The organism is Actinoplanes sp. NBRC 101535 (genome assembly GCF_030269225.1).
Lineage (GTDB): Bacteria > Actinomycetota > Actinomycetes > Mycobacteriales > Micromonosporaceae > Actinoplanes > Actinoplanes rectilineatus.
Map to the genome: position 1 here is coordinate 97,866 of NZ_BSSY01000013.1, position 23,565 is coordinate 121,430.

At 70.2% G+C, this 23,565-nt stretch carries 20 protein-coding genes; 12 read left to right on the forward strand and 8 right to left on the reverse strand.

The genetic code is table 11. The features are described 5' to 3' along the window. The 3 genes from nuoN to QSK32_RS30740 all read left to right on the forward strand — a co-directional run bounded on the left by nuoN (position 1) and on the right by QSK32_RS30740 (position 3,643). Positions 1-1,533 (forward strand): NADH-quinone oxidoreductase subunit NuoN, encoded by a 1,533-nt coding sequence (nuoN, locus tag QSK32_RS30730; RefSeq protein WP_045740497.1) that lies wholly within the window; start codon positions 1-3, stop codon positions 1,531-1,533. A 110-nt stretch (positions 1,534-1,643) separates the two neighbouring features. Further along, positions 1,644-2,567, forward strand: coding sequence for a pyridoxamine 5'-phosphate oxidase family protein (locus QSK32_RS30735; protein ID WP_285473868.1), 924 nt, complete (start codon positions 1,644-1,646; stop codon positions 2,565-2,567). A 116-nt stretch (positions 2,568-2,683) separates the two neighbouring features. Continuing rightward, on the forward strand, positions 2,684-3,643 hold the full coding sequence (locus QSK32_RS30740) for a polyprenyl synthetase family protein (protein WP_285473926.1): 960 nt from the start codon (positions 2,684-2,686) through the stop codon (positions 3,641-3,643). Here QSK32_RS30740 and QSK32_RS30745 read toward each other — a convergent pair whose 3' ends face one another. Continuing rightward, positions 3,644-4,828, reverse strand: a complete 1,185-nt coding sequence (locus QSK32_RS30745; protein ID WP_285473869.1) for an MFS transporter — start codon at positions 4,826-4,828, stop codon at positions 3,644-3,646. 153 nt (positions 4,829-4,981) lie between these two features. Here QSK32_RS30745 and QSK32_RS30750 point away from each other — a divergent pair, with 153 nt between their 5' ends. Continuing rightward, positions 4,982-5,776 carry an IclR family transcriptional regulator gene (locus QSK32_RS30750; RefSeq protein ID WP_045740501.1) on the forward strand — a complete coding sequence of 265 codons (795 nt, stop codon included), beginning with the start codon at positions 4,982-4,984 and terminating at the stop codon, positions 5,774-5,776. Positions 5,777-5,879: 103 nt separating this feature from the next. Then, positions 5,880-6,569 carry an anti-sigma factor gene (locus tag QSK32_RS30755; RefSeq protein ID WP_285473870.1) on the forward strand — a complete coding sequence of 230 codons (690 nt, stop codon included), beginning with the start codon at positions 5,880-5,882 and terminating at the stop codon, positions 6,567-6,569. Between the two features lie 43 nt (positions 6,570-6,612). On the opposite strand, the gene rarD is transcribed toward QSK32_RS30755, so the two are convergent. The 3 genes from rarD to QSK32_RS30770 all read right to left on the reverse strand — a co-directional run bounded on the left by rarD (position 6,613) and on the right by QSK32_RS30770 (position 9,897). Then, complete coding sequence (rarD, locus tag QSK32_RS30760; RefSeq protein WP_045740502.1) at positions 6,613-7,566, reverse strand: EamA family transporter RarD; 954 nt, start codon at positions 7,564-7,566, stop codon at positions 6,613-6,615. Positions 7,567-7,682: 116 nt separating this feature from the next. Then, the gene (locus tag QSK32_RS30765) at positions 7,683-8,063 is read right to left on the reverse strand and encodes a phage holin family protein (RefSeq protein WP_045740503.1); all 381 of its coding nucleotides are present in this window, start codon (positions 8,061-8,063) and stop codon (positions 7,683-7,685) included. Positions 8,064-8,181: 118 nt separating this feature from the next. Further along, positions 8,182-9,897 carry a type VII secretion protein EccE gene (locus QSK32_RS30770; protein ID WP_285473871.1) on the reverse strand — a complete coding sequence of 572 codons (1,716 nt, stop codon included), beginning with the start codon at positions 9,895-9,897 and terminating at the stop codon, positions 8,182-8,184. Positions 9,898-10,114: 217 nt separating this feature from the next. Between QSK32_RS30770 and QSK32_RS30775 the strand changes: the two genes are divergently transcribed. The 5 genes from QSK32_RS30775 (at position 10,115) to QSK32_RS30795 (ending at position 15,288) form a co-directional block, all read left to right on the forward strand. Further along, on the forward strand, positions 10,115-10,432 hold the full coding sequence (locus QSK32_RS30775) for a WXG100 family type VII secretion target (RefSeq protein ID WP_045740504.1): 318 nt from the start codon (positions 10,115-10,117) through the stop codon (positions 10,430-10,432). 29 nt (positions 10,433-10,461) lie between these two features. Then, a complete protein-coding gene (locus QSK32_RS30780) occupies positions 10,462-10,755 on the forward strand; it encodes a WXG100 family type VII secretion target (RefSeq protein WP_045740505.1) in 294 nt (97 codons plus the stop codon). A 281-nt stretch (positions 10,756-11,036) separates the two neighbouring features. Next, a complete protein-coding gene (locus QSK32_RS30785) occupies positions 11,037-14,759 on the forward strand; it encodes an SseB family protein (protein WP_285473872.1) in 3,723 nt (1,240 codons plus the stop codon). Then, positions 14,759-14,926 carry a hypothetical protein gene (locus QSK32_RS30790; RefSeq protein ID WP_157410785.1) on the forward strand — a complete coding sequence of 56 codons (168 nt, stop codon included), beginning with the start codon at positions 14,759-14,761 and terminating at the stop codon, positions 14,924-14,926. Before QSK32_RS30785 ends, QSK32_RS30790 begins: the two co-directional genes overlap by 1 nt. Next, entirely contained in the window at positions 14,923-15,288 is a 366-nt protein-coding gene (locus QSK32_RS30795) for a UCP033725 family protein (protein ID WP_045740506.1), read from the forward strand. Before QSK32_RS30790 ends, QSK32_RS30795 begins: the two co-directional genes overlap by 4 nt. Positions 15,289-15,793: 505 nt before the next feature. Here QSK32_RS30795 and QSK32_RS30800 read toward each other — a convergent pair. The 4 genes from QSK32_RS30800 to acs form a co-directional block, all read right to left on the reverse strand. Beyond that, positions 15,794-16,708, reverse strand: a complete 915-nt coding sequence (locus tag QSK32_RS30800; protein ID WP_045740507.1) for an alpha/beta fold hydrolase — start codon at positions 16,706-16,708, stop codon at positions 15,794-15,796. Positions 16,709-16,774: 66 nt separating this feature from the next. Then, the gene (locus tag QSK32_RS30805; RefSeq protein WP_045740508.1) at positions 16,775-17,248 is read right to left on the reverse strand and encodes a hypothetical protein; all 474 of its coding nucleotides are present in this window, start codon (positions 17,246-17,248) and stop codon (positions 16,775-16,777) included. A gap of 158 nt (positions 17,249-17,406) precedes the next feature. Beyond that, entirely contained in the window at positions 17,407-19,797 is a 2,391-nt protein-coding gene (locus QSK32_RS30810; protein ID WP_285473927.1) for an immune inhibitor A domain-containing protein, read from the reverse strand. Positions 19,798-20,043: 246 nt separating this feature from the next. Continuing rightward, positions 20,044-22,029, reverse strand: coding sequence for an acetate--CoA ligase (acs, locus tag QSK32_RS30815; RefSeq protein WP_045740509.1), 1,986 nt, complete (start codon positions 22,027-22,029; stop codon positions 20,044-20,046). Between the two features lie 222 nt (positions 22,030-22,251). On the opposite strand from acs, the gene QSK32_RS30820 reads away from it, so the two are divergent. Then, positions 22,252-22,989, forward strand: coding sequence for a Fic family protein (locus tag QSK32_RS30820; RefSeq protein WP_285473873.1), 738 nt, complete (start codon positions 22,252-22,254; stop codon positions 22,987-22,989). Positions 22,990-23,008: 19 nt separating this feature from the next. Further along, positions 23,009-23,485: a PH domain-containing protein gene (locus QSK32_RS30825; protein ID WP_157410786.1), complete on the forward strand. Its 477-nt coding sequence runs from the start codon at positions 23,009-23,011 to the stop codon at positions 23,483-23,485. Positions 23,486-23,565: the final 80 nt, after the last annotated feature.

The following is a 23,565-nucleotide window of genomic DNA, read 5'->3' on the forward strand; positions in this document are numbered from 1 at the left end:
ATGGGAGAAGTACAACTGCCCCCGATCGACTACGGCGCACTCTCGCCCATGTTGATCCTCTTCGCGGCGGCGTGTCTCGGGATCCTGACCGAGGTGGTCGTCCCACGCCGGCTGCGCAACGGCGTCCAGCTGGGCCTGGCCATGATCGCCGTGGTGGCCGCGCTGGTGATGGTGGTGATCGAGCGGAACACCCGGACGATCACCATCGGCGGTGCGGTCGCGGTGGACGGGCCGACCCTGTTCCTGCAGGGCGCGATCCTGGTGCTCGGCGCGGTGTCACTGATGCTGATCGGTGAACGCTCGATCGAGAAGGGCGGCGCGTTCGTGGCCCAGGCCGCGGTCACCGTCGGTTCCCAGCAGGACCAGCAGCAGGCCGCCGGCCGTCCGGGCGCCACCGAGGTGTACCCGCTGAGCGTCTTCGCGCTCGGCGGGATGCTCCTCTTCGTCGCCGCGAACGACCTGCTCACCATGTTCGTCGCGCTCGAGGTCTTCTCGCTGCCGCTCTACCTGCTCTGTGCGCTGGCCCGGCGCCGCCGGCTGCTCAGCCAGGAGGCCGCCCTCAAGTACTTCCTGCTCGGCTCGTACGCCTCGGCGTTCTTCCTGTTCGGGGTGGCCTTCGTTTACGGCTTCGCGGGCGGGATCCAGCTGGACGTGGTGCACGAGGCGGTCGCCGACCCGCAGCGCCCGCAGATCCTGCTCTACGCCGGCCTGGCCCTGGTCGCGATCGGCCTGCTGTTCAAGGCGGCGCTGGCGCCCTTCCACGTGTGGACGCCGGACGTCTACCAGGGCGCCCCGACGCCGATCACCGCGTTCATGGCGGCCTGCACCAAGGTCGCCGCGTTCGGGGCGCTGCTGCGCATCCTGTACGTCGCCTTCGACGGGGTGCGCTGGGACTTCCAGCCGGTCCTCGGGGTGATCGCGGTGCTCACCATGTTCGTCGGCGCGGTGCTGGCGGTCACCCAGACCGACCTGAAGCGGCTGCTGGCGTACTCGTCGATCGCGAACGCCGGGTATCTGATGGTCGGTGTGCTGGCGCTCAACGAGGAGGGCCTGAGCGGGACGATGTTCTACCTCGTCGCGTACGGGTTCTCGGTGCTCGCCGCGTTCGCGATCATCAGCCTGGTGCGGGACGCCGACGGTGAGGCCACCCACCTGTCCCGGTGGGCCGGGATCGGCCGGAAGAGTCCACTGCTCGCCGGCGTCTTCACCTTCATCCTGCTGACCTTCGCCGGTATCCCGATGACCAGCGGGTTCACCAGCAAGTTCGCGGTGTTCGGCGCGGCGGTCGAGGGCGGGCAGACCTGGCTGGTCATCTTCGGAGTGATCTCCAGCATGTTGCTGGCGTTCCCGTACCTGCGGGTGGTCGTGCTGATGTGGCTGTCCGAGCCGGGCGAGTCCACGCCGGCCGTCTCGATCCCGGGTTTCCTCACCTCGGCGGTGCTGGGTCTGGGCGTGCTCGTGACGGTGGCGCTGGGTGTGGTCCCGTCGCCGCTGATCGACCTCACGCGAGAAGCGTCACAGTTCGTGCGCTGACCGTAACGGATCATCGACGGGCCCCGGTGTCACACCGGGGCCCGTCGCTGTCATGGAACGTCGATCGCCCGTCCATCGTCCGTCGATCGGCCTGCACTCTGATGACGTGCATGTCCGATCTGATCCTTCGCCTGTCCGTCGGTGAGGTCCTCGACTCCTACCGCACCTGTGAGTTCGCCACCCTGACGAGGAGCGGCGCGCCGGTCGCCTGGCCGACCACCGGCATCGTGGCCGAGGACGGCACGTTCCTGCTGACCACCTCGATCGGCCTGCCGCAGAAGGCGTTCAACGTGCGCCGCGATCCCCGGGTGGCGCTGCTCTTCTCCGACCCGCTGGGCAGCGGCCTGGCGAACCCCGAGCAGATCCTGGTCCGCGGCGAGGCGAGCTGCCCGGACGAGATCCGGGCCGCGCCGTCCGGCGACCTGGCCCGGCTCTGGGCCCGGCTGATGGAACGCCAGCCCAGTTCGCAGGCGTACCTGGACTGGCCGGCGACGAAGTTCACCGACTTCTACTTCATGCGCCTGGTGATCACGGTGACGCCGACCGAGATAGTCAACCGGCCGTTGCCCGAGTTTGATCACTCGGCCCCGCAGCCGCACCTGCTGGGCGCCGACGTGCTGGCGGGCTATCCGAGCGTGGTGCTGACCGCTGTGGACGAATCCGGGGCGCCGGTGCTGCACCGGACCACGGTGACCGCTGAGGACGGTGGATTCCGGGTCGTCGTGCCGGCGAACCTGCCGGTGGCCGCGGGCCCGGCCGGTCTGCTGGTGCACACCCACGACGAGAAACTCGCCAAGCTGCACAGCGCGAGCGTGCGGGGCACGTTGACCGCCGACGAGCGGGGCTGGCTGCTGGTTCCGGAGCGCCTGGTCGAGCCGGGTGGGCGGCGGGGCGCCGGTGCCCTGGAGACGGTCCGGACGCTCCGGGGCTTCCGCGCCGCCACCCGGCGCTACCTCGACAAGCGCGGTTGGGACCGGCCGGAGATTCCGTGGCGGGACTACCGTGCGATCCGGGCCACGGTCCGCAAAAGCTGACCTTGTCCCCCGCCACCCTGGGACTGAAACGGTGAGAGCGGTATGGCATCGTGAGAAGCGTGGTGAGCACCGGTGATCTGACGCTGTCGTCGCTGGGCCTCGACGTCGATCCCGTGATGGACGCGTCGGTGTCGGCGACGCTGGTCGCCGTCGAGGAGGCGCTGAGGGGCTACGTGTCCAGCGCCGACCCGTTGGTGGCCGAGGCCGCACGCCATCTCGCGGACGCCGGGGGCAAACGTTTCCGCCCGCTGCTGGTCGCACTCGGTGCGCAGTTCGGTGACCCCGGGTCGCCGAACATCGTGGCCGCGGCCAACGTGGTGGAGCTGACCCACCTGGCGACGCTCTACCACGACGACGTCATGGACGAGGCGGCCGTGCGGCGGGGCGCGCCCAGCGCCAACTCCCGCTGGGGCAACTCGGTGGCGATCCTGGTCGGTGACTACCTCTTCGCGCAGGCCGCGAGCCTGGCGGCCACCCTGGGCACCGAGGCGGTGCACCTGCAGGCGCAGACCTTCGCGCGCCTGGTGCACGGCCAGATCGCCGAGACGGTCGGCCCGCGTGACGCCGATCCGATCGAGCACCACCTGCACGTCATCGCGGAGAAGACCGCGTCGCTGATCGCGACCGCGGCCCGGTTCGGCGGCCTGTTCTCCGGTGCGAGCCGGGAGCACGTCGAGGCCCTGGCGGGTTACGGCGAGACGATCGGCATCGCGTTCCAGCTCTCCGACGATCTGCTGGACATCGCCTCCGAGTCGGTCCAGTCGGGCAAGACGCCCGGCACCGACCTGCGTGAGGGCGTGCCCACCCTGCCGGTGCTCTACGCTCTGGCCGGCGACGACACCGACGCCTCCGCGGTCCGGCTGCGCGAGCTGCTGTCGGCCGGCCCGATCACCGACGACGCCCTGCACGCCGAGGCGCTGACGCTGCTGCGCGAGTCGGCGGCGATGAAGAGGGCGCGGGAGACCGTCCGGGGTTACGCCGAGGAGGCCCGGGCGCGGCTCGAGCCGCTCCCCGAGGGCGAGCCGAAACGTGCGATGCGGGCGCTCTGCGACTTCATCGCCGACCGGACCAGCTGATCAATTCGGGACGTGCCGGCTGAGTAATCTGCTGCCGGCCAGCATCAGCGCGGCTGCGGTCACCATCGCGACCGCAGCGGTCACCCACATCGCGGGATAACCGGCGGTCTCGGCGACCGCGCCCAGGCTGAGCGGACCGATGCAGCCTCCGGCGTACACCCCGGTCTGGGTTATCGAGGTGGCGGCGGCCGGCGCCCGGGGATGCAGCCGGACCACCGCGAAGTTCATCAGGCCCGGCCAGGACCAACCGAAACCGAAGCCGAGGGCGACGCCGAGCAGCAGGCTTGTCTCGCCGGGTACGGCGAGCAGGAGCAGTCCGGCGGCTCCGGTCGCGAGCAGTCCGGCGATCACTCCGACCTGCCGTCCGGGCCGAAGGTCGGCCTGCCAGCCGCCGGCGATGCGGGCCAGCCCGCAGATCGCGCCGCCCAGGGTGAGTGCCAGGCCGGCCGGCCCGGGTGCGATGCCACGCTCCACTGCGGACGAGACGACGAACGTGCCCAGGGCGTTGGCGGAGGCGGCTGCGAGGGTGGCGGCGATGCCGAGGACCACCAGGGCGCCGGTGGCCTGACCCGCCTCCCGGGCCTTGCGGGGCAGCCGTGGTTCGCGGGGGACCAGCGGCACGGCTGCGGCGGCCAGCACACCGGCCAGGACGAAGGCCCAGCGCCATCCGACGGTCAGGCCCAGCACGGGTACGGCCGCGCCGGCCAACAGCGTGCAGATCGGGATGGCGGCCTGTTTGATGCCGAAGGTCAGCCCCTGGCGGCGAACCGGGACATGACGGGACAGGCTGGTGTTGCTGGCCAGTTGTCCCATCGCGTTGGCGCCGGCGCCCAGTGCCAGGATCGCCAGCAGGCTCCAGAACGACTGCGCCACCGCGGCGACCGTGATCAGCGCTCCGGCGGCGAGACCGACCCCCAGTCGAGAGACACGTGTCGATCCGTAACGTTCGACGAGAGCGCCGGCGGGCACCGAAGCCAGGGCGCTGACTCCGAAGTAGGCGGAAACGATGAGTCCGAGCCCGGCGGGGGAGAAATCGAGTTCGTCGCCGATCTGTACGGCGAGCCCGCCGACAAGGAAGACGGGTATCGAAACAGCGGTGGTGGTGGTAAGTGCGCCGATCGTGGCGCGAACCGCATTCGTGCTGGTGGAAGCGGTTCCGTTCGGCGATGTTCCGAGGTCTTGCATCCCACGCAGACTAAGTCATCGTTCCGGTGTCCGGCTGCGGACAGTTCCAATGATCACACCGCGTGTAGAAATCGATCGTGATCCACATGCTTTTGGCATTCCGTCGACGAACGTTTCTTCATATGGTGTAAGTCCCTGGCCACGGAGGTAGCTGTGCGTGACCCCCTAGCGGAGCCGTCAGATCTCATCCGGAGCGTGTCGCGTGCCCTGCGCGTGCTGGAATCGGTCGGCCGGGCTCCGCGTGGACTCACCGTGAAACAGATCGCCCGCCGGTGCGAGTTGACCGTCGCGACGACCTATCACCTCGTGCGAACACTCGCCTACGAGGGGTACGTGATCCGTCGTGAGGACGGCACGTACATCGTCGGATTGGAGATCGCCGATCGATATCGGGAGCTGGTCTCGGCGTTCCGCGGGCCGCCCGCCGTCGGTGAGGCGCTGCGCCGGGCCGCGCTGGACAGCGGATACAGCCACTACCTGGGGCGATTCGTGGGTGGGCGGATCGCTGTCACGGCCTCGGCCGAGGGTGCCCGTTCGCCGTTCCTGGACGACGTGGCCCCCGGCTTCGACGAGGGCGGCCACGCCACCGCGCTCGGCAAGGCGCTGCTGGCCACCCTCACCCCCGACCAGCGCTCGCGCTACCTGCGCGACTACGGGATGCGGGCGTTCACCCCGGCGACCCTGACCACGCCCGAGGCGCTGGAGGCCGACCTGGCCGCCGGTGAACGCCGCGGGATGCAGATCGAGATGGGGCAGTTCCGGCAGGGACTCGCCTCCGCCTCGGTGGTCGTGGTGGCCGATCGCGACATGGAACGCCGCCTCGTGATGGCCTGTTCGATGCCGGCCGCCGAGATGCTGACCTCGGCCCGCGTGGTCCGCGCCAAGCTCACCGCCGCCGCCCGGAACGTGGCCGAGGCGCTGTCCGGAGGGGAGTCCGCAACCGCCTGAACGGGTGGTAGCGCTCCGGATTGAGGCCGCCACGTTTCGACGTGGAGGTTTAAGAGTTCGTTGAACCTTCGTGTCTGTCGCCGCGTACCAGAGACCGGGAAGCGTGAGCCGGCGGGAGGCGGATCTGATGCGATGCGAGGACGGGCACGATGACGCCGCCTACGTCCTCGGCGCGCTGTCGCCGGCGGAGCGTGCCGCGTACGAACGTCACCTGGCCACCTGCTCGTTCTGCCGGGAGGCGGTCGCCGATCTGTCCCGGGTTCCGGACATGCTCGACCGGCTCGAGGCCGACGAGTTCGCCCGGTGGCTCGACCCCGATCATGCCGTCGAGCCGGAGCGGCCCCGTAAGCCGCAGGGCCGGGTCAAGACCTTCTCGGTCCGGCTGCTGAGCACCGCGGCCTCCATCGTGCTGATCCTCGTCCTCGGCGGCGGGGTGTTCGCGTGGTGGTGGATGGGGCAGCAGGCGCCAGCCGAGCCGGTGTTCGGCCCGGCCGTCGCGATGTCCTCGATCGAGTCGACGTCGCCGATCGCGGCCACCATCCAGCTCGCCGGCAGCGAGTCGGGCACCAAGGTGCGGATGCAGTGCGAGTACAGCGTCACCGCCGAGCCCTACAACTTCAAGCTGATCGCGTACGGGCCGGACGGCGAGAAGGAGCAGCTCGGCTCGTGGCTGGCCCGTCCGGGTGCCGAGTTCAGCATGGACGGTGGCACCCGGTTCACGCAGGGCGCGCTGGCCCGGTTCGAGCTGGTCCGGCTGGACAACACGAAGATGCTCGTCCTCGACGTGAAGTGATTTCTCCCGCGGGGTGAGGCCTCAGTTCAGTTGAGGCCTCAGCTCACTGGGAGCGAAGGGCGGCGGCGGCCGACCCGTCGGCGGTGGCGGCCGTCGCGGCGGCCGCCGCACGATCCCTCGCCCCGGACCGGGCACGTCGGATGCCGTCCACGGTGAAGACGATCAGAGCCACCCAGACCAGGCTGAAACCGGCGATGCGGGCCGGCGGCATAGGCTCGTGGTAGACCAGCACACCGACGGCGAGCTGGAGGATCGGCGCCACGTACTGCAGGATGCCGAGACCGGCCAGCGGCACCCGGTTGGCCGCCGAGGCGAACAGCAGCAACGGGATCGCGGTGAGCACGCCGCTGACCACCATCAGCGCGGTGTGCGTCGCGGACACGTGCCCGACGGAGGCGCCACCGGACAGGTTCAGCCAGGTCAGGTACGCCAGGGCCGGCACCGCCAGCACGGCGGACTCGACGAACAGGCCCTCGCTCGGCGGCAGCGACAGTCGTTTCTTGATCAGTCCGTAGCAGCCGAACGACGCGGCAAGCGTGAGGGCGATGTACGGCAGGCGCCCGTAGTCGACGGCCAGGACCGCCACCGCCAGAGCACCGGTCCCGACCGCGGTCCACTGCAGTGCGGTCAGGCGTTCCCGCATCACGAAGACGCCGAGCAGGACCACGAACAGCGGCGTGATGAAGTAGCCCAGGGCCGCCTCGACGACCCGGGACGAGTTGACGCCGTAGATGTAGGTGCCCCAGTTCACCGCGATCAGCACCGCGGCCAGGGTGACCCCGCCGAGCAGGCGTGGGGTGCGCACGATGCGGCGCAGGAAACGCCAGTTGCGCATCGCGGTGAGCAGCACCGCCACGAAGAGCACCGACCAGAGGACCCGGTGCGCGAGGATCTCCAGCGCGGGCGACGGTCGGAGCAGCTTGAAGTAGATCGGGAAGAAGCCCCAGATCAGGTACGCGGTGAGGCCGTACAGATATCCACGACGCTCGTCACTCATGCCCCCACCGTAAGGGGCGGAGGGCGGTTCGGGGCTTGCTCTTATGGGTTACGTCACGAGGCCAATCGCCGTCAGGTGGCACCATCGGCGGCGCCACCTGACGGTCCGGTGCCGGATCAGTCGTCGCCGTCCGGGACCAGTGCGTTGAGGATCCAGCTCACGACACCGACGATCAGCGCGCCGAGGATCGCCTCGGGCCAGAACCCGTCGACGTGGAAGCCGAGGTCGAACTGGCCGGCGATCCAGCTGGTCAGCTGGAAGAGCAGGCCGTTGACGACGAGCGCGATCAGGCCGAGGGTGAGAACGTAGAGGCCGCAGCCGAGGGTCTTGATGATCGGTCGCAGAACCGCGTTGACCACCCCGAAGATCACGGCGACGCCGAGAAGCGTGCCGACCTTACCGGCGGTCGAGTCGCCGGTGAGCCGGATGCCGTCGATCAGCAGGGTGGTGATCCACAGTGAGACGGCGGTGATCACCAGCCGGATGAGGATGCCCATGGCGTGCGATGGTGTCACGGTAGTGCCACCTGCGGCGACAACACTCCGCGATCTTCATATGACTGTCGTGAAACAATCCGGAGGATCTGCACTAACGGTGCATATCGCAGGTATGCAGTTATCGGGCAGCCGGCCGGTCCACCGGACCGATCAGGACTTTCTCGACAGAGGTCGGGCTGAGGGCCACCCAGCGCACCGAACGCCGCCCGATCACCGCGACCATCCCGGACGTGATGCGGGTCAGGAGCGATGCCGTCCCACCCAGGCGGAGCCGGTCGCCGAGCAGGACCGCCTCGTTCTCCCGTAACGGCTGCAGAAGAAGGAGGTCGGACTCCGCCGCGGCGTGGAGATCCGCGGCGCCGACCGCCTCCCGGACGGTCAGGACGGTCTGCCAACCGGTGATCGGTGGCGCCGCCCGGCCGGTGTCCTGAACGATCAGAATCGGTCGCAGGGCGGACCCGGGGGTGATCGTGAACGCGCGCTCCGGCGGCGACAGGACGAGGGAGCCCGGAGTGGTCGCCGTGCCCAGGACGAACGGCTCCCATCGAGCCGGCCGGTCGGTCCGGACCAGGACCCGGGCACCGACCGCCAGCGCGCGGAACACCAGCAGCTGCGCGCAGGCGATCCCGCCCACCAGCAGCACCCGGGTCGGCACCGGCCGGAAGACCTCGGCGAGCGCGGGCCGCCCGTGCCGGTTGCGCCCCACCACCAGCCCGGCGTCCGGTCTGGACACTTCGGCGACGCCGATCCGCGAGCCGGCCCCGGCGACGACCCGGAACCGTGCTCCGGCGCCGTCCGCTCCGGGGCTGAACCCGAGCGGCAGGGTGGCGGCGAACCCCTGCCGGTGCGAGCCGTCCCAGCGCACCGTCTCGACCCGTTCGGCGAGCCGCTGAGCTGCGGATTCGAGCATCCCGACGGTCGGCGCCGCGATCCGGACGAGAGCCTCGGCGCCGGTCGTGAGCGAGACCGTCGTCGTGACCGACGGCAGACTCAGCGCCTGAGCTTGCACCTCGGCGTCGGCGGCCCGGCACCGGAACGTCGCGTGCACCGATTTGCCCAGGTGGAGATGCGTCCAGGTCTCCCGCCCGGCCGCGGGGAAATCGTCGACCCGGGCCAGCTCGGCGAGTGTCCGGAGCAGCCCGGCCTCGTCCAGCGGCCGGGCGCCTGCGTGCCGGGACAGGCGGCGCAGCAGGCCGAGCAGGAAACGATGCGCCTCCTGCTCGGAACGATCGTTCGTCCGGACGACCCGGATCGCCAGCACCGCGCGGTGGTGGAACGGCACCCCGCCGCCGGTCAGCCGCCGATAGGAGTCACCGGCGGGACCACGTCCGGACAGCGGCGACGGGCCCGGCACGCCGGTCAGCACCAGTTGCGTCGTGACCAGCGGCCGCTCGCCGGGCGGTGCCAGCGCGTCGAGTCCGGGACAAGGGCCGTCCAACTCCACCAGCGCGGTCAGGCCCTCCGGTCCGGCCAGCAACGCGACCGTGCCGGTCGGCAGCTCCGCGGTGATCACGGTGGTGCCGGGCGCCACCAGCCGCAGCAGACCGGCCGGCTCCCGGATCATGGTCCGGCGCCGCCGGAGCAGGAACGACACCAGGCCGGTGAGACGCGGACCGCCCGGAGCGAGGGCCAGGCCCGCCATGGACACCCCCACCATGAGGGCCAGAACCACGCGACCGGGTGGGAGGCCGACGAGTAGCAGCGCGACAACCGCCTCCAGGGTCACCAGCTGTTTTACGCGTACGCCGAAAAGCACTCCCGCCCCGGCCCGTGCCGCGCGGGTCCCCGCCATGGTCATCGCCACCGCCGTCCGGAAGTCGCCGTCGCCATTCACGGTGCGGCGCTCCGCGGCTGTCCACAATGGCGGCAGAACGCGGGAAGTTATCCACAGAAGCGAAATCGGGCCGTCCGTCCGGCCGTCCGCGCCACTACCGTTGGTTCCGCAATAGTGATCGATCGCTTACGCAGAGTTCTCCGCGGGTGGAGATTTCTCGGCGTAATGGCCATCGTCGATACCGTTGATGGCCGCCGTGTGGAGGGGAAGGGCCGGGATGGCGCAGACACAGGCCGAGGCCGCGGTGATGGCGAGCACCGCGGCGAGATTCGATCAGGTCAACACCTCGCTGCAGGGCATGCTCACCACCCTGATGGCCGAGTTGTCGGTGCTGAACGGCGCCTGGCGAGGTCTCGGCGCGGCCGCGTTCGAGCAGGTCAAGACGGACTACGCGGCCGACCTGCGGAGTCTGGGCAACGCGCTGGCCGAGACCGCCGAGGCGATCCGCGCGTCCGGTGCGGGCTATGCGATGTCCGATTCCGAGGCGGCGGCCCGGCTGACGCGGTCCGGCGACGTCCGCCGGCTCCCGCTCTGAGCCCGGCCGGATCGACGGGAGGGTTCGTGATGAACGACGGGCTTCTGCGGGTCGACTTCGGTGCGCTGCACCAGGCCGGCGCCGACATCGAGAAGGCGCTCACCGTCCTGCGGTCCCAGCTCGACCAGCTGGAGCGGGACGCTGCGCCGCTGGTGGCGACCTGGTCGGGGGAGGCGCGGGAGGCGTTCACGCGCCGCCAGGAGCGGTGGCGGGTGGCGTCCGCGGACTTGCAGACGATCCTCCGACGTATCAAGATCGCGGTGGACGAGTCGGCCGCGGATTACCTGCAAACCGAACGGACGGCTACGCAACGGTTCCAATGATGATGGCCTACGACTTGACGGACACATGGTTCGACCTGTTTTGTGGGGCCATGGGTCGCCCGATCGCGTAATGGCCCGGCCACTTTGTGCGGCTACTATCGGTTGTTGTTCGATCGCGCCGGGCAATCGCCGGGTGTCTGCGACGTCTGTTCCGAACCGGCCCGACAGGGTTGTTTGTCCGGCTCTGCTGTTAGCATGCCGCCGCCCATTGTGATTGCGGCCTGACCTTGTAGGTTATACGCGTTGACTTGGCTCGTTCGCACGCGTGGGGAGAGGTGACCGTGTCCGAGTGGGAACCGGCTACGGACGCCGAGGTCGCGATGCGCGATGCGTTGCGCACGGACGACCAGGAGTCCTATTTCCGCATTCTCGCCGGTGTCGATCTCCTGCTACCGGTGTCGGAGGACGCGCTCGCGGGTCTGGCGCCACTGGGCTGGGGGACGTGGAGCACCGGCGGTCGCACGCACGTGCTGGCGTTCACGTCACAGGCGGCACTGCGTTCCTGCCTCTCCGACTACAGCGGCACCGCTCGTCGTGTGCCCTACTCGGAGCTCGCCACCACCTGGCCCAACCTCGAGTGGTGGCTGGCGGTGAACCCCGGTCTGCCCGTCGAGGGCTACCTTCCGGCGTGGTTCGTCGCCCAGCTGGCCCGCGGTGACCTGCGCATGCCGACCCGTGGCCCGGGACGTGAGGCCCAGGGTGGCTCCAAGATCCAAGAGCTGGGCGCGGCCGCTCTCGCCGCGAGCCGGCATCCCGACCAGGCCGTGGCCGGTGGCCCGACCTACGACCCGGCTATCACCGGCACCGGCATCCAGGTTCCGGCCGGGGTGGCACCGCAGTCTGCTTCGATGGGCGCGTCGGCCGCTCCCACAGCGCCACCGGTTTCCGCGGCGCCACCGGTTCCCGCAGCGTCGTCAGGTCCCGCAGTGCCGGCCGGGTTCCCGGCGCCGTCCGGTTTCGCCGGCGCCGCCGCCAACGGCTACCCGGGCGGTGCCGCTCCGCAGGGCTTCCCGCCGAACGGTCCCGGCAGCCCGGCTCCGAACGGTCGTGCGCAGAGCCCGGCGCCCAGCCCGGCTCCGAACGGCTTCTCGTCCAGCGCTCCGGCCAGCCCGGTTCCAGGCGGTTTCCCGCAAAGTGTCCCCGCCGGCCCGGTTCCAGGCGGGTTCCCGCAGAGTGCCCCCGCCGGCCCGGTTCCAGGTGGTTTCCCACAGGGTTCGCCCGGCAGCCCGGCTCCGGGTGGGTTCTCGCAGAGCGCGCCCAGCAGCCCGGTCCCGGGTGGTCCGTCGGCGCTGGCCGCGAACGCTCCGGCACCGGTGGCTCCGGCCTACGGCTCCGGTTATGCCCCTGGTCAGCAGCTCCCCACCGGGCCCGGCGGCCTGCCGATGCGGACACCCTCGGGCACGTCGCAGAGTGACGCGCCGGCCCGTTCCCACCCGGGTGACGTGACCACGGCGCTTCCGATCCGTCCCCCGGCGGGCGACGCGGCCGCTTCGCCGACGCTTCCCCGTGACTTCCCGGCCGGTCCGGCTGCCGCTCCCGGTTTCCCGGGTTCCGGTCCGGCCGCTCCGGGCTTCCCCGGATCCGCTCCGGGCTTCCCCGGGGCTGCTCCTACGACTCCCGGGTTCCCGGGTTCCGACCCGGCTTCGGCTGCTCCGGCTTCGAGTGTTCCGGCGTCTGCGGCGCCCGCCTCCGGCACGCCGGGTGCGCCCCGGCCCGGAGCCGGCATGGCCACCCCCGGGTGGGAGAAGCCGGGCATGCCGTTCAGCCCCGAGCAGGACCCGCGCGGTCCACTGCAGGATCTGAACGCGCCGCTGCCGGTCCGCACCCCGATGGCGAACACCCCGCCGCGCCCGGAACACGTCGCGCCCTACGACCCGACCGAGGCCCAGGTCGACCCGCGCTGGGCCGCGCACACCGGTGGTGCTCCCGCCTCTGCTCCCGGCGTCGGCGCAGGTCAGGGCCTCGCGGCTCCCTCTGCTCCGCCACTGGCCGCTCAGCAGTCCGCGCAGCCTCTGGCCGCTCAGCAGACTCCGGCGGGTGCGCCGTCCGGTTTCGGCGGTTCCGGTTTCCAGGCTCAGCCGCCCGGTCACGGGGCTCAGCCTCCGGCGTTCGGTTCTCCGGCGCCCGGGTTCGATCGTCAGGCCGCGGCTCCCTCGCCCGGATTCGATCGTCAGGCCGCGCCTGCCGCTTCTTCCGGCGCTGCTCCGGCCGGACAGTCCTCCGGTGGTGGTCTCGGCGCCGCGCTGCCGCGTCGCCAGCCGGGTCAGAACGCCTCGTCCGGACAGTTCTCCAGCATGGCCGGCTTCGTCGTGCCGGGCAGTGCCGGCAACGCCGCCCCTCCCGCACCCGCGTTCCCGCAGGGCCCGGCCTCACCGCAGGCCCTGGCAGCGCAGAGTTCGCCGGCTCCCGGCGGCGGTTCCCCGGGCTTCGGTGGCGATGCCGGCAACGGTCTTCCGCGCCGGCAGGTGACGTCGCCGTCCGAGCAGCCCGGTTCGATGGCCGCGGCCGCCCAGGCGTTGAACAGCCGTCCGCCCGCGATCGACTCCGGCCTGCCCCAGCGCGAGTCCGGTCAGGGGTTCGGCCCGTCGGGCCCGGCGCCCTCGCTCCAGGCCCACGCCGGCGAGCAGGCTCTGGCCACCCGGCCCGGTCTGGTCCCGCCGGTCATCCCCGGCTCACCGTCGGCCGGTGACTTCGGGACTCCGGGGATGTCGAACACCCCCGGATACGCCCCGGTCACCTCGGCGCCCGGCTACGGTCCGGCCAGCTCGTACGGTTCGCCCGCCCCCGCGGCGCCGGCGGCCTTCGCGCCTCCGGCCCCGATCGCGCCGCCGGTTCCGCCGGTGGCCGTGCCGGGACCCGCGGTCGGCATGCCACCCCAGGGCAGTCCGGCTGCTGCGTACGCGGCTCCGGCGGCCAACGCCTTCGCCACGCAGGTGCTGCCGATCGCGTCCAGCGGCTACGGCGCTCCGTCCGCCGCGTCCAACCTCGGCATCGCCGGGTCGGCGACCGGCGGGCCGCAGCAGCAGGGCGGCCCGGTGGAGGAGTTCGCCCCGGCCAACGACGTCGAGCGGGACCTGCAGGATGCCGCGGACACCGGCAACACCGACCTGTTCCTCTCCACGCTGCTGCTGGCGAACGTTCTCGTTCCGGTCGCGAGCCACTCCCGCCCGGGCAGCGCGCCGGGCGAGTCGGGCTTCGCGTTCCAGCCCGAGGAGGTCGGCGGCGAGCGGTACCTCATCGTCTTCACCAGCAAGGACCGGCTCTCCGAGCACTACAACGAGCCGACCCGCACGGTGGGTGTCCGGTTCTACGAGCTGATCCGCAACTGGCCGGATCCGGCCTGGTCGTTCGCGGTGAACCCGGGCACCCGGGTCGGTGCGAAGTACCCCGGGGCCCAGATAATCGCTCTGGCGAACTGGGCCACCGAGGCCGGTCTGGGTGCGGAGCCGTCCGACGCTCCGATCGCCGACGACCTGACCGCGCCGGTTCCGGTGCCGCAGCCGGCCAGCGACGAGGCCCAGCAGGCCACCGTGATGCAGAAGACCATCGCCGCCGAGCAGGTCGATTACTACCTCGAGCGGGGGTACGACCGGGTGGCCGGTTTCGTGCACCGCGCCTCCGAGGTGGAGCACCTGCGGACCCCGGCGGAGTTGTTCGCGGCGCTCGGCCTGCACTACGAGACGTCGCCGTTCCAGGCGGACGCCAAGGAGGCGTTCGTGCTGCGCTGGCCGGCGTACCGGCCGAGCCTGTACCGCATTCCCTACGGTGGCCAGAACGAGCAGGCGCTGCGGGCGATGGACGGCTGGGTCATCGAGCGCGCCCCGTTCCGGGGCAACGGCTTCGCGTCCGGTGACGGCCGGGACGTGATCGCCGAGTTCAAGGTGGACAGTGTCCGCCTGCCGCACGGCGCCCAGCTGTGGCGTATCGACGCGGCCGGCGACGAGCGCATGCTGGCGATCTTCGACGCCGACGGTCCGAAGTGGCGCCGGGTCGGTGAGCAGTGATGCGTGCCGGCCGTGCGGTGTCCGGCCCGATCCGTGGTCAGCGGCGGCGGCAGGTGTGGGCGGCGATGCGTGACGGCGGTTCGTGGTCCGAGGCGGCAGTGGTGCGTGACGGTGGTTTCCTGGCCGGTCCGCGGTCTGACGAGTGGTGCCGGGTGGGTGGGCAGTGATGCGTGACGGTTATGTGGTGACCTGGCAGGGCCGTGACTACGACGCCGCGCCCGACGGCGACAAGGTCCGGATCTTCTCGGCCACGGCCGAGGAGGGCTTCCAGGAGGTCAAGCCGGGGCGTTACGTCCGGGTGCTGTCTCCTGAGGAGTATGACGAGGTCGCCTACATCCGGACTCTGTGCACCTGGCGGGGGGAGCCGTTCGTGGTGCTCGCCGAGGCGGACAGCTGGCTGCGTCTGGAGTACACCGGTGGCCGTGCCCCGGTCGCCCAGCGTCTCGGTCTTGAGGAGTTCGACTACGGCGTCTACCAGGGATGGGCCCCGGCGCACGAGGTCCGCGACCTGTACGAGCACCGCGTCTGACGTACGGCTGAAGGCCATGCGGCCGGAGAGGCTCGGCCGCATGAGGCGAGGTGCCCGGCAGACGCCTGAAGTAAGACGCGCAGCGAGAACACGCAGTAAGACGTGCAGTGTGTGAAGGGCTCCCCGCCACCGGCGGGGAGCCCTTCGACCGTTCTGCGATGTTTCCGGCGACCGAGGAGGAGAGAGAAAGGGGGTTGGTCGCCGGGCGTGCGCGGGACGGCCGACGAGCGCCGTCCTCCCGGTGAGGTAGGGGTCACGCCGGGTGGGACGACGGTCGTTCCGGTGTCGCGGCCGGCGCAGGTGGGGACGCGTCGCCGGCCGGTGACCGGTGCCCGGCGGTTCGGACGCGGGCGTCCGGCCGGGCGGGGGAGTGGTCGGGTCATCTCTTCCGAAGTGATTACGGTAAGTGATGAATGGGAGCGTTACCATCGCACCCGTCGGGAAGAATAGGCCGGTGGTCGCCGGTTGGCTAGATCAATTAAAGATCACTTAAGGTAGTCGAGACCTAAGTGGGGGTCTTGAGCCACCGCAGGATCTCGCCGGTCACCACATCGGGTGCCTCCTGATGCAGGAAGTGACCGGTGTCCGGGATCAGCCGCCACTCGTACGGCGCGGTGACGTAACGCCCGGAGCCCTGCGCGGTCCGCGGCAGCACCGCGGTGTCCAACGCGCCGTGCAACTGCAGCGTCGGTGTGCTCAGTGGTTTCTGCATCAGCTTGACGAACCGGTATCCCTGCAGGCGGAGCGCGCTGCGGGCCACCCACCGGTACGCCTCCAAGGCGCAGAACGACGCCTGCGGGATCTGCATCGCCTGCCGGCAGCGCATCGAGTAGTCCGCGAACTCCTCGGTCGCCGCCCAGCGCGGGCTGCTCCAGTGTGTCATCAGCTCGCCGACCATGGCGGCGTCGTCGCGGGTCAGCACGTGTTCGAAGCGCGGCACCTGGAAGCGGAGGATGGCCGACGAGGCGGCGAACTGGCCGCGCGGGTCGGCGAACAGGGCGGCGCGCAGGCGCAGCGGGTGGGCGGCGCCGAGCACCACGAGCCGGTTGACCAGCTTGGGGTGGAACGAGGCGGCCGCCCAACCGATCATGCCGCCGGCCCCGGCACCGACCACGGTCGCCGATCGTTCGCCGAGAGCGCGGATCAGTCCGGTGACATCAGCGGCCATCGTGTATCCGTCGTACCCCCGAGGAGGTTTGTCGCTCGCACCGTAACCGCGCAGATCGATGGCCGCCGCCCGGAAGCCCGCGTCCGCAACGCGGACCATGATGTCGTGCCAGGCCCACCAGAATTCCGGGAAGCCGTGCAGGAAGAGCACCAGCGGCCCGGTGCCGACCTCCGCGACGTGGAACCGGCTGCCGTTGGCGCCGACGAAGCGGTGACTCCACGGCCCTTCCGTGAGTACGACCGATTCGTCCATGCGATCAGCCTAGGCGCAGCAGTCTCGGGTGAGGACGCGCAGTGGCGAAGAGGAACCTGGTCGTGATCATTGGATCGTTGCGGAGTCCGTCATCGCCATCAGGATGCCCGGACCGCAGTAGATCCGGATCATCGTGGTCGCGAGCTGAACGCGGACCCGGTCGCCCTTGACCAGTTCGGTGCCGTCGGTGGCGTAGAGCGCGTACCGGGTGCCGTCGTCGGCGATCAGGCCGTAGCACGGACCTTTACCCCCCTGGGTGACCATGCCGGCCACCCAGCCGGTCGTGGGGAGGTTGTCGGTGGGCTCCCGGGGCGGCTTCGCGGTCCCGGCGCCGGAGGGCTGGATCGTCGACGGGGACGGCTCCGAGGGCAGGACCGTCGAAGGGGACGGAGGGGACGCCGGGGAGAGGCCGGACGATGACGGGGCGACGGCGGACGGCGCTGGAGAGGCCGACGAGCCGGGACCGGTCGTGGCACATCCCGCGACGATCGCTCCGGCCGCCATGGCGACACCGATCCGAACCGTGACTTGCTCGCGCATCAGCCAATCCTTCCCTCGAAATCCCTTGAGAGTGGGACGAATCGCGACGTTCATCGGTTCCCGTCATGAGGAAACAGAGGCGGAGACAGCACGACGCCCGGGGAGTAGGGCCCCGGGCGTCGCACCATCAACAATGGATCAGAGACGGCGACGGTGGATCAGGAGACCGCCACCGTCATCGCCGTGCCGAGCTGGCTCAGCACCGCGATCTTGACGCCGACCGCCGGCAGCTTGACGCCGTGGTTCGGCAGCTCGTCGTAGAAGTACTTGTCCTTGTCGTTGAAGACCGGGTCACCGAGCTGCGGCTTGATGACCGACTTCGCCCCGTTCAGGTGCAGCGTCATCCCGTCGGTCGGGTAAAGGCTGAACGGCGCGTCGTAGACCTGGACACGAGAACGCCACGGAACGCCGGTCGGGTTGATCAGCGGCTTCGGGTGCGCGTCGATGTAGAGGTTGCGTCCCGAACCCGGGTGCTCGTTCGTGTTGTTGTCGACCTGCGAGGTGTCCCAGTACGAGATCAGCAGCCCCGTCTGGTAGTTGTAGTGCTCCACCCAGTCCGGCTTGGTGGCGACCCACCCGAAGTTGTACGGGCCGGTCTGCAGGTACTTGTCGTACGAGGTGTAGCTCCGGTAACCCGCGATGTAGTAGTGCGGGTAGGTGTCGGTCGCGGTCGCGCCGACGATCGAGAACCCGTCGGCGGTCCAGGTCGAGGTGCCCTCGGCACCGTCGGTCGTGGCGACACCGTCGGCGGTCACGGTCAGCTCGTCACCGAAGAAGCCGCCCTCGGAGACACCACCGTCGGTCACGTAGTGCAGGCGGAAGTCGATGTCCTGACCCGCGTACGCGTCCAGCGGCACCTCGATGTCGACCCAGGCACCGTCGCTGGAGCCGCTGATCGCCGGGCTGCCGCTGCCGTCCTTGATGAACGGCTGACCGGCGGCCGTGCCGTCCAGTCGGGTCCAGCTCGTGCCACCGTCGGTGGACGCCTCGAAGTACAGGTAGTCGTAGTCGATCTCGATGCCGTACCGGCCCTTGAGCGTGACGCCCGCGGTGGACTTGCCGGTCAGGTCGATCGACGTGGACAGTGAGACGTTCAGGTCGTCGGCGTTGCCGGAGTAGAACTGCTTGCTGCCGGCGTACGGCGCGCCCAGGTCGCGGGTGACCTGCTTGTCCGGCAGGTTCACCACCAGGGCCTGCTTCTTCTTGGTGTTGTACTCCTCCGGACCGAGGTTGACGACCTTCTTGGCGCCCGCCTTGACGGATTCGTAGTTCAGCCAGCCGAGCTGCAGCTTGTTCCAGGCGCCCAGGTCGCCCGGCCGGGTGCCGATGCCCTGGTCCTTCGCCGCGCTGAGCCGGCTCTGCGCCATCAGCGTCCAGTGTTCGCTGTTGTTGTCGCCGAGGCCGCTGGTGTCGTAGTCGTCGGGCAGGCCGAGGTCGTGGCCGTACTCGTGGACGAAGACGCTCAGGCCGCCGTTCTCCGGCTGGATGGTGTAGTCACCGATCCAGATGCCGGTGCCGCCGATCTGGGTGCCGCCGAGCAGGTTGCCCGTCGGGCCGGTGCGGCCGTTGTCGGTGGCGTACGCGTACCACCGGTGGCTCCAGATCGCGTCCTCACCCTGGTTCGGGTCGCCGTCGGCCTGGTCGCCACCGGCGTGCACGATCTGGAAGTGGTCGATGTAGCCGTCCGGCTCGTTGAAGTCGCCGTCACCGTCGAAGTCGTACCGGTCGTACTGGTCGAACGACTTCATGTCGGCCGCGATCTCGGCGTCGGTCAGGCCGCGCGCCTTCTGGTCGGCGACCCACTGGTTGGCGGCGTCGCGGACCAGCGCCCAGGTGTTCTGGCAGGTGCTGCTCGCGCAGACGGCCGGGTCGTCGCCGTTGGCGTCGGTCGCGACGTCGTTGGAGCGCCCGTAGCGGGCCTCGTTGTACTGGACCTTGACCCAGTCGGTGACCTCGCCGTCGACGCTGTAACGCCCGGAGGACTGCGTCTCGTAGTAGGTCTTGACCGACTCGGTGTCCTTGCCGGTGCCGAAGTACAGCTTCCGGAAGTAGTCCGCGTTGTAGTCCTTCTGCCAGATGGTCGAGTTGTCGACCTTCCGGTCCGGCTCCGGGATCGCGTTGACCGCGGGGCCCTCGAACGTGGACGGTCCCGCAATGGTCGGGTTGGTGTCCTTGTCCGGGAAGTCCGGGTGCCGTTCGTTGCCGAACTCGGTCAGGATCACGAAGATCCGGTCGGTGCTCTGCCGTTCGAGCTCGACGTACTGGTTCTTTCCGGGGTGGCCGAAACCGCCCTTGCCGTAGGTCTTGCCGAGGTTGACGACCTTGCTGCCGTTCCTCGTCTCGACCTTGGACTTGCCGCTGACGACCTCGGCAACGGCCTGCTCGCGCAGGGCGCGGCGCTTGTCCTCGAGGGGGTTCGGCAGGTCATCGACCGGTGCTTGTTCCGCGGCCTGCCCGGCCGGAGAAGGGTCCACCGGCGGCGCGGCCTGGGCCACTGCCGGAACCATGGCTCCGACACTGGTCACGACCGCGGCGCCGAGTAGTCCCACGACCACCTTGCGCACTACGTTTACCTCCGTTTTTTCGGCCGGGCGCTGGGTGGCAGCGGTCCGGCGTCAAACGGCCCCGTGGTTCGGGACTGAAGGTGAACGTATGCAAACGCCTTGATGTGCGCGAGGGTGGATCAAGATTGATGAACAACAGTTACCTGATATGGACGAAGCATAATGCAAGAACTGGCATTTAGGACTAAAGCCCGGCGACACATGGGCGTCGCCAGGCTTTATATACCGACGTCAGTCTTCGGACTTGGTGGATTTCATACCGGTGGAGATCAGGTCCATCACGGCCGAGTCCTGTAGCGTCGTCACGTCGCCGAGTGAACGGTTCTCCGCGACGTCCCGCAGCAACCGGCGCATGATCTTGCCGGACCGGGTCTTCGGCAGCTCCGGCACCAGCATGATCTGCCGCGGCTTCGCGATCGGTCCGAGCGTCTTCGCCACGTGGTTGCGCAGATCCTTGATCAGCGCCTCGCCCGCGTCGCCCGCGGTGTCCACGTTGCCGCGCGGGATGGTGAACGCGACGATCGCCTGACCGGTCGTCGGGTCGGTCGCGCCGACCACCGCCGCCTCGGCCACCGACGGGTGGGACACCAGCGCCGACTCCACCTCGGTGGTGGAGATGTTGTGCCCGGAGATCAGCATGACGTCGTCGACCCGGCCGAGCAGCCAGAGCGCGCCGTCCTCGTCCTTCTTCGCGCCGTCCCCGGCAAAGTAGATCCACTCGTCTCCCTGGCCGGCCCCGGCGCCGAACCGCGACCAGTAGGTGTCCAGGAAGCGCTGGTCGTCACCCCAGATGGTGCGCAGCATCGACGGCCACGGGTCGCGCAGCACCAGGAAGCCGCCACCGCCGTCCGGCACCGACTGCGCCTGGTCGTCCACCACGTCGGCGCTGATGCCGGGCAGCGGGGTCATCGCCGAGCCGGGCTTGGTGGCGGTCACCCCGGGCAGCGGCGAGATCATGATCGAACCGGTCTCGGTCTGCCACCACGTGTCCACGATCGGCGCGCGTTCCCGGCCGATGTTCTCCCGATACCACATCCAGGCCTCGGGGTTGATCGGCTCGCCGACGCTGCCCAGGATCCGCAGTGAGGACAGGTCGTACCCGGCCGGGATGTCGTCGCCCCACTTCATCATGGTGCGGATCAGCGTCGGGGCGGTGTACAGGATGGACACCTTGTACTTGTCGACCAGCTGCCAGAACCGCCCGCGATCCGGGGTGTCCGGCGTTCCCTCGTACATCACCTGGGTGGCGCCGTTGGAGAGCGGCCCGTAGACGATGTAGGAATGGCCGGTCACCCAGCCGATGTCGGCGGTGCACCAGTAGACGTCGGTCGCAGGCTTCAGGTCGAAGACCGCGTGGTGCGTGTAGGAGGTCTGCGTCAGGTATCCGCCGGTGGTGTGCAGGATGCCCTTGGGCTTACCGGTGGTGCCCGAGGTGTAGAGGATGAACAGCGGGTGCTCGGCGTCGAACGGCTGCGCCTTGTGCTCCGGGCTCGCCTGCTCGACGGTCTCGTGCCACCACTTGTCCTTCCCGGTCCACGCGACCTCCTGGCCGGTGCGGCGGACCACCAGCACGTGCTCGATGCTGGCGCAGCGGGCCACCGCCTCGTCCACGGTCGGCTTGAGCGCTGACGGCTTGCCGCGCCGGTAACCACCGTCCGCGGTGATCACCACCTTGGCGTCGGCGTCCTGGATCCGGGTGGACAGTGCCTCCACCGAGAAACCGCCGAACACCACGCTGTGCGTGGCGCCGATACGGGCGCAGGCGAGCATCGCCACCGCCGCCTCCGGGATCATCGGCAGGTAGATCGCGACCCGGTCGCCCGCGACGACACCGAGGTCGGTCAGGGTGTTGGCGGCCTGCGAGACCAGCTTCAACAATTCGGTGTACGTGACCGCGCGGGTGTCCCCGGGCTCGCCCTCCCAGTGGATCGCCACCTTGTCGCCGTGTCCCGCCTCGACGTGCCGGTCGACGCAGTTGTACGCGACGTTGAGCTCGCCGCCGACGAACCACTTGGCGAACGGGGGGTGGGACCAGTCGAGGACCTGGTCCCAGGGCTTCGACCAGCTGAGGCGCTCGGCCTGGCGCGCCCAGTAGCCGAGCCGGTCGGATGTGGCCTCGTCGTATGCCTCGGCCGTGACGTTGGCGTCCGCCGCGATGTTCGCGGGCGGCGGGAACTGCCGCGTCTCCGAGGACAGATTCGCCAGGGTCTCGCTCATGAGGGCGGCTCCTTGCCGTGAACCGGGAATGCCTGTGACCGGGGTCTCTCTTGATTGCACACTAGTTGCGCCGGGCGATTCGGCGAAGGGTTGCGCATCAGGCCGCGCCCGATGGCCCCGTTCGCGCGCCAACCGGCGGCAAACTGCTCACTACTGCGCGAATCTTGCCAGTTGCGATCTCATTTGTGCACCCCGTGTTTCCTGCGCTTTACCGGATACGGTGTGCACGTGGATCCCCTAGCTCCCCTGCTCGCCCTGGCCGACGTCGCGCCCGCCCTCACCGGCGCCCGGGAATCGGTGGACGCGGCGATGCGGCACCGCGCGCTGCGCCGCAACGGCGGCCAGGTCGCGGCCGAAGCGAGCCTGCGCGCCGCGGTCGCCAGCGCCGCCCTGGAGGGCAGCCGTTACGACCTCGACGAGGTGCGCTCCGGCACGGTCACCGACCCGGTCGTGCAGGGATCGCTGCGCGTCGCCGAGGCGCTCGGCGGGCTGGTCGACCTCTGGCCCCGCGCGCCCCGGCAGGTCCTCGCGAAACTGCACGTCCTCGCCGCCCGCGGGGTGGTGCACGACCACGACCTGGGCCGGCTGATCTCCGGCGCGGACCGGGTGGACGCCCTGACCCGCATCGTCGCCGGCAACGACACCACCCCGCCGCTGCTGCTCGCCGCCGTCGTGCACGCCGAACTGCTGACGCTGCGGCCGTTCGCGGGGCCGTCCGGCGTGGTGGCCCGGGCCGCGGCCCGTCTCACCCTGATCAACCGGGGACTCGATCCGCGCGGTCTGATCGCGGCCGAGGTGGGCCACCTCGAGCGCGAGCCGGAGTACGTGGGAGCGTCCGGCGCGTACGCCACCGGGACACCCGACGGGGTCCGTTCGTGGCTGCGGCACTACGCCTCGGCGGTGACCGCGGCCGCCGGTGAGGCAGTGGTCATCAGCGATGGAGTATTGGCCGCGACCTGAGACGGAGCATACTTTCCGGGTGGGTGGAGACTGGATTCGTCCGTACGCGCCCGGCACCGGGCGGTGGATCGTCATCATCTGGGAGGCGGCCGCGCTCGGCCTGCTGACCTGGGCCACCATCCGGCAGTTCGACCTGGCCGGCCATGCGGTCCGGGCGGTCGCCGGGATGCTCGCCGCGGTCTGGGTGGTCGGCGCCTGGCGGATCGTCGAGCACGGGGTCTACCTCAGCTCGCACGGCGTCCTCATCCGCGGGCTGGTGCGCTCCCGGACCATGCGATGGCCCGAGGTGGCCGGCGTCCACCTGCACGAGGCCACCCACCGGGTCGGCCCGTGGACGATCCAGAGTGGCCTGACGGTGCTGCTCGAACGGGTCGGCGGCGGGACGGTGAACACCGAGCTGTGGGCGCAGGGGATCGATTTCCACTCCCGGCCCACGGTGTTCCGGGCGGTGTACCACGAGATCCGCAACCGTCATCTGGCCGCGCGGCACCGGTAGCACCGAGAGAGTTAAGAGCCGGCGTCCCCGCAGGGGCGCCGGCTGTGCGCGTCCGGACCGGGTTATCAGGCGTGCACCTG

Excerpts from the sequence above, each read along its gene's own strand:
- QSK32_RS30775 (WP_045740504.1), top strand. The coding sequence starts at position 10,115 with ATGGCGCAGACACAGGCCGAGGCCGCGGTGATGGCGAGCACCGCGGCG.
- QSK32_RS30765 (WP_045740503.1), bottom strand. The coding sequence starts at position 8,063 with ATGGGCATCCTCATCCGGCTGGTGATCACCGCCGTCTCACTGTGGATC.
- QSK32_RS30805 (WP_045740508.1), bottom strand. The coding sequence starts at position 17,248 with ATGCGCGAGCAAGTCACGGTTCGGATCGGTGTCGCCATGGCGGCCGGA.
- QSK32_RS30800 (WP_045740507.1), bottom strand. The coding sequence starts at position 16,708 with ATGGACGAATCGGTCGTACTCACGGAAGGGCCGTGGAGTCACCGCTTC.
- rarD (WP_045740502.1), bottom strand. The coding sequence starts at position 7,566 with ATGAGTGACGAGCGTCGTGGATATCTGTACGGCCTCACCGCGTACCTG.
- QSK32_RS30780 (WP_045740505.1), top strand. The coding sequence starts at position 10,462 with ATGAACGACGGGCTTCTGCGGGTCGACTTCGGTGCGCTGCACCAGGCC.
- nuoN (WP_045740497.1), top strand. The coding sequence starts at position 1 with ATGGGAGAAGTACAACTGCCCCCGATCGACTACGGCGCACTCTCGCCC.
- acs (WP_045740509.1), bottom strand. The coding sequence starts at position 22,029 with ATGAGCGAGACCCTGGCGAATCTGTCCTCGGAGACGCGGCAGTTCCCG.
- QSK32_RS30745 (WP_285473869.1), bottom strand. The coding sequence starts at position 4,828 with ATGCAAGACCTCGGAACATCGCCGAACGGAACCGCTTCCACCAGCACG.
- QSK32_RS30735 (WP_285473868.1), top strand. The coding sequence starts at position 1,644 with ATGTCCGATCTGATCCTTCGCCTGTCCGTCGGTGAGGTCCTCGACTCC.
- QSK32_RS30740 (WP_285473926.1), top strand. The coding sequence starts at position 2,684 with ATGGACGCGTCGGTGTCGGCGACGCTGGTCGCCGTCGAGGAGGCGCTG.
- QSK32_RS30790 (WP_157410785.1), top strand. The coding sequence starts at position 14,759 with ATGCGTGCCGGCCGTGCGGTGTCCGGCCCGATCCGTGGTCAGCGGCGG.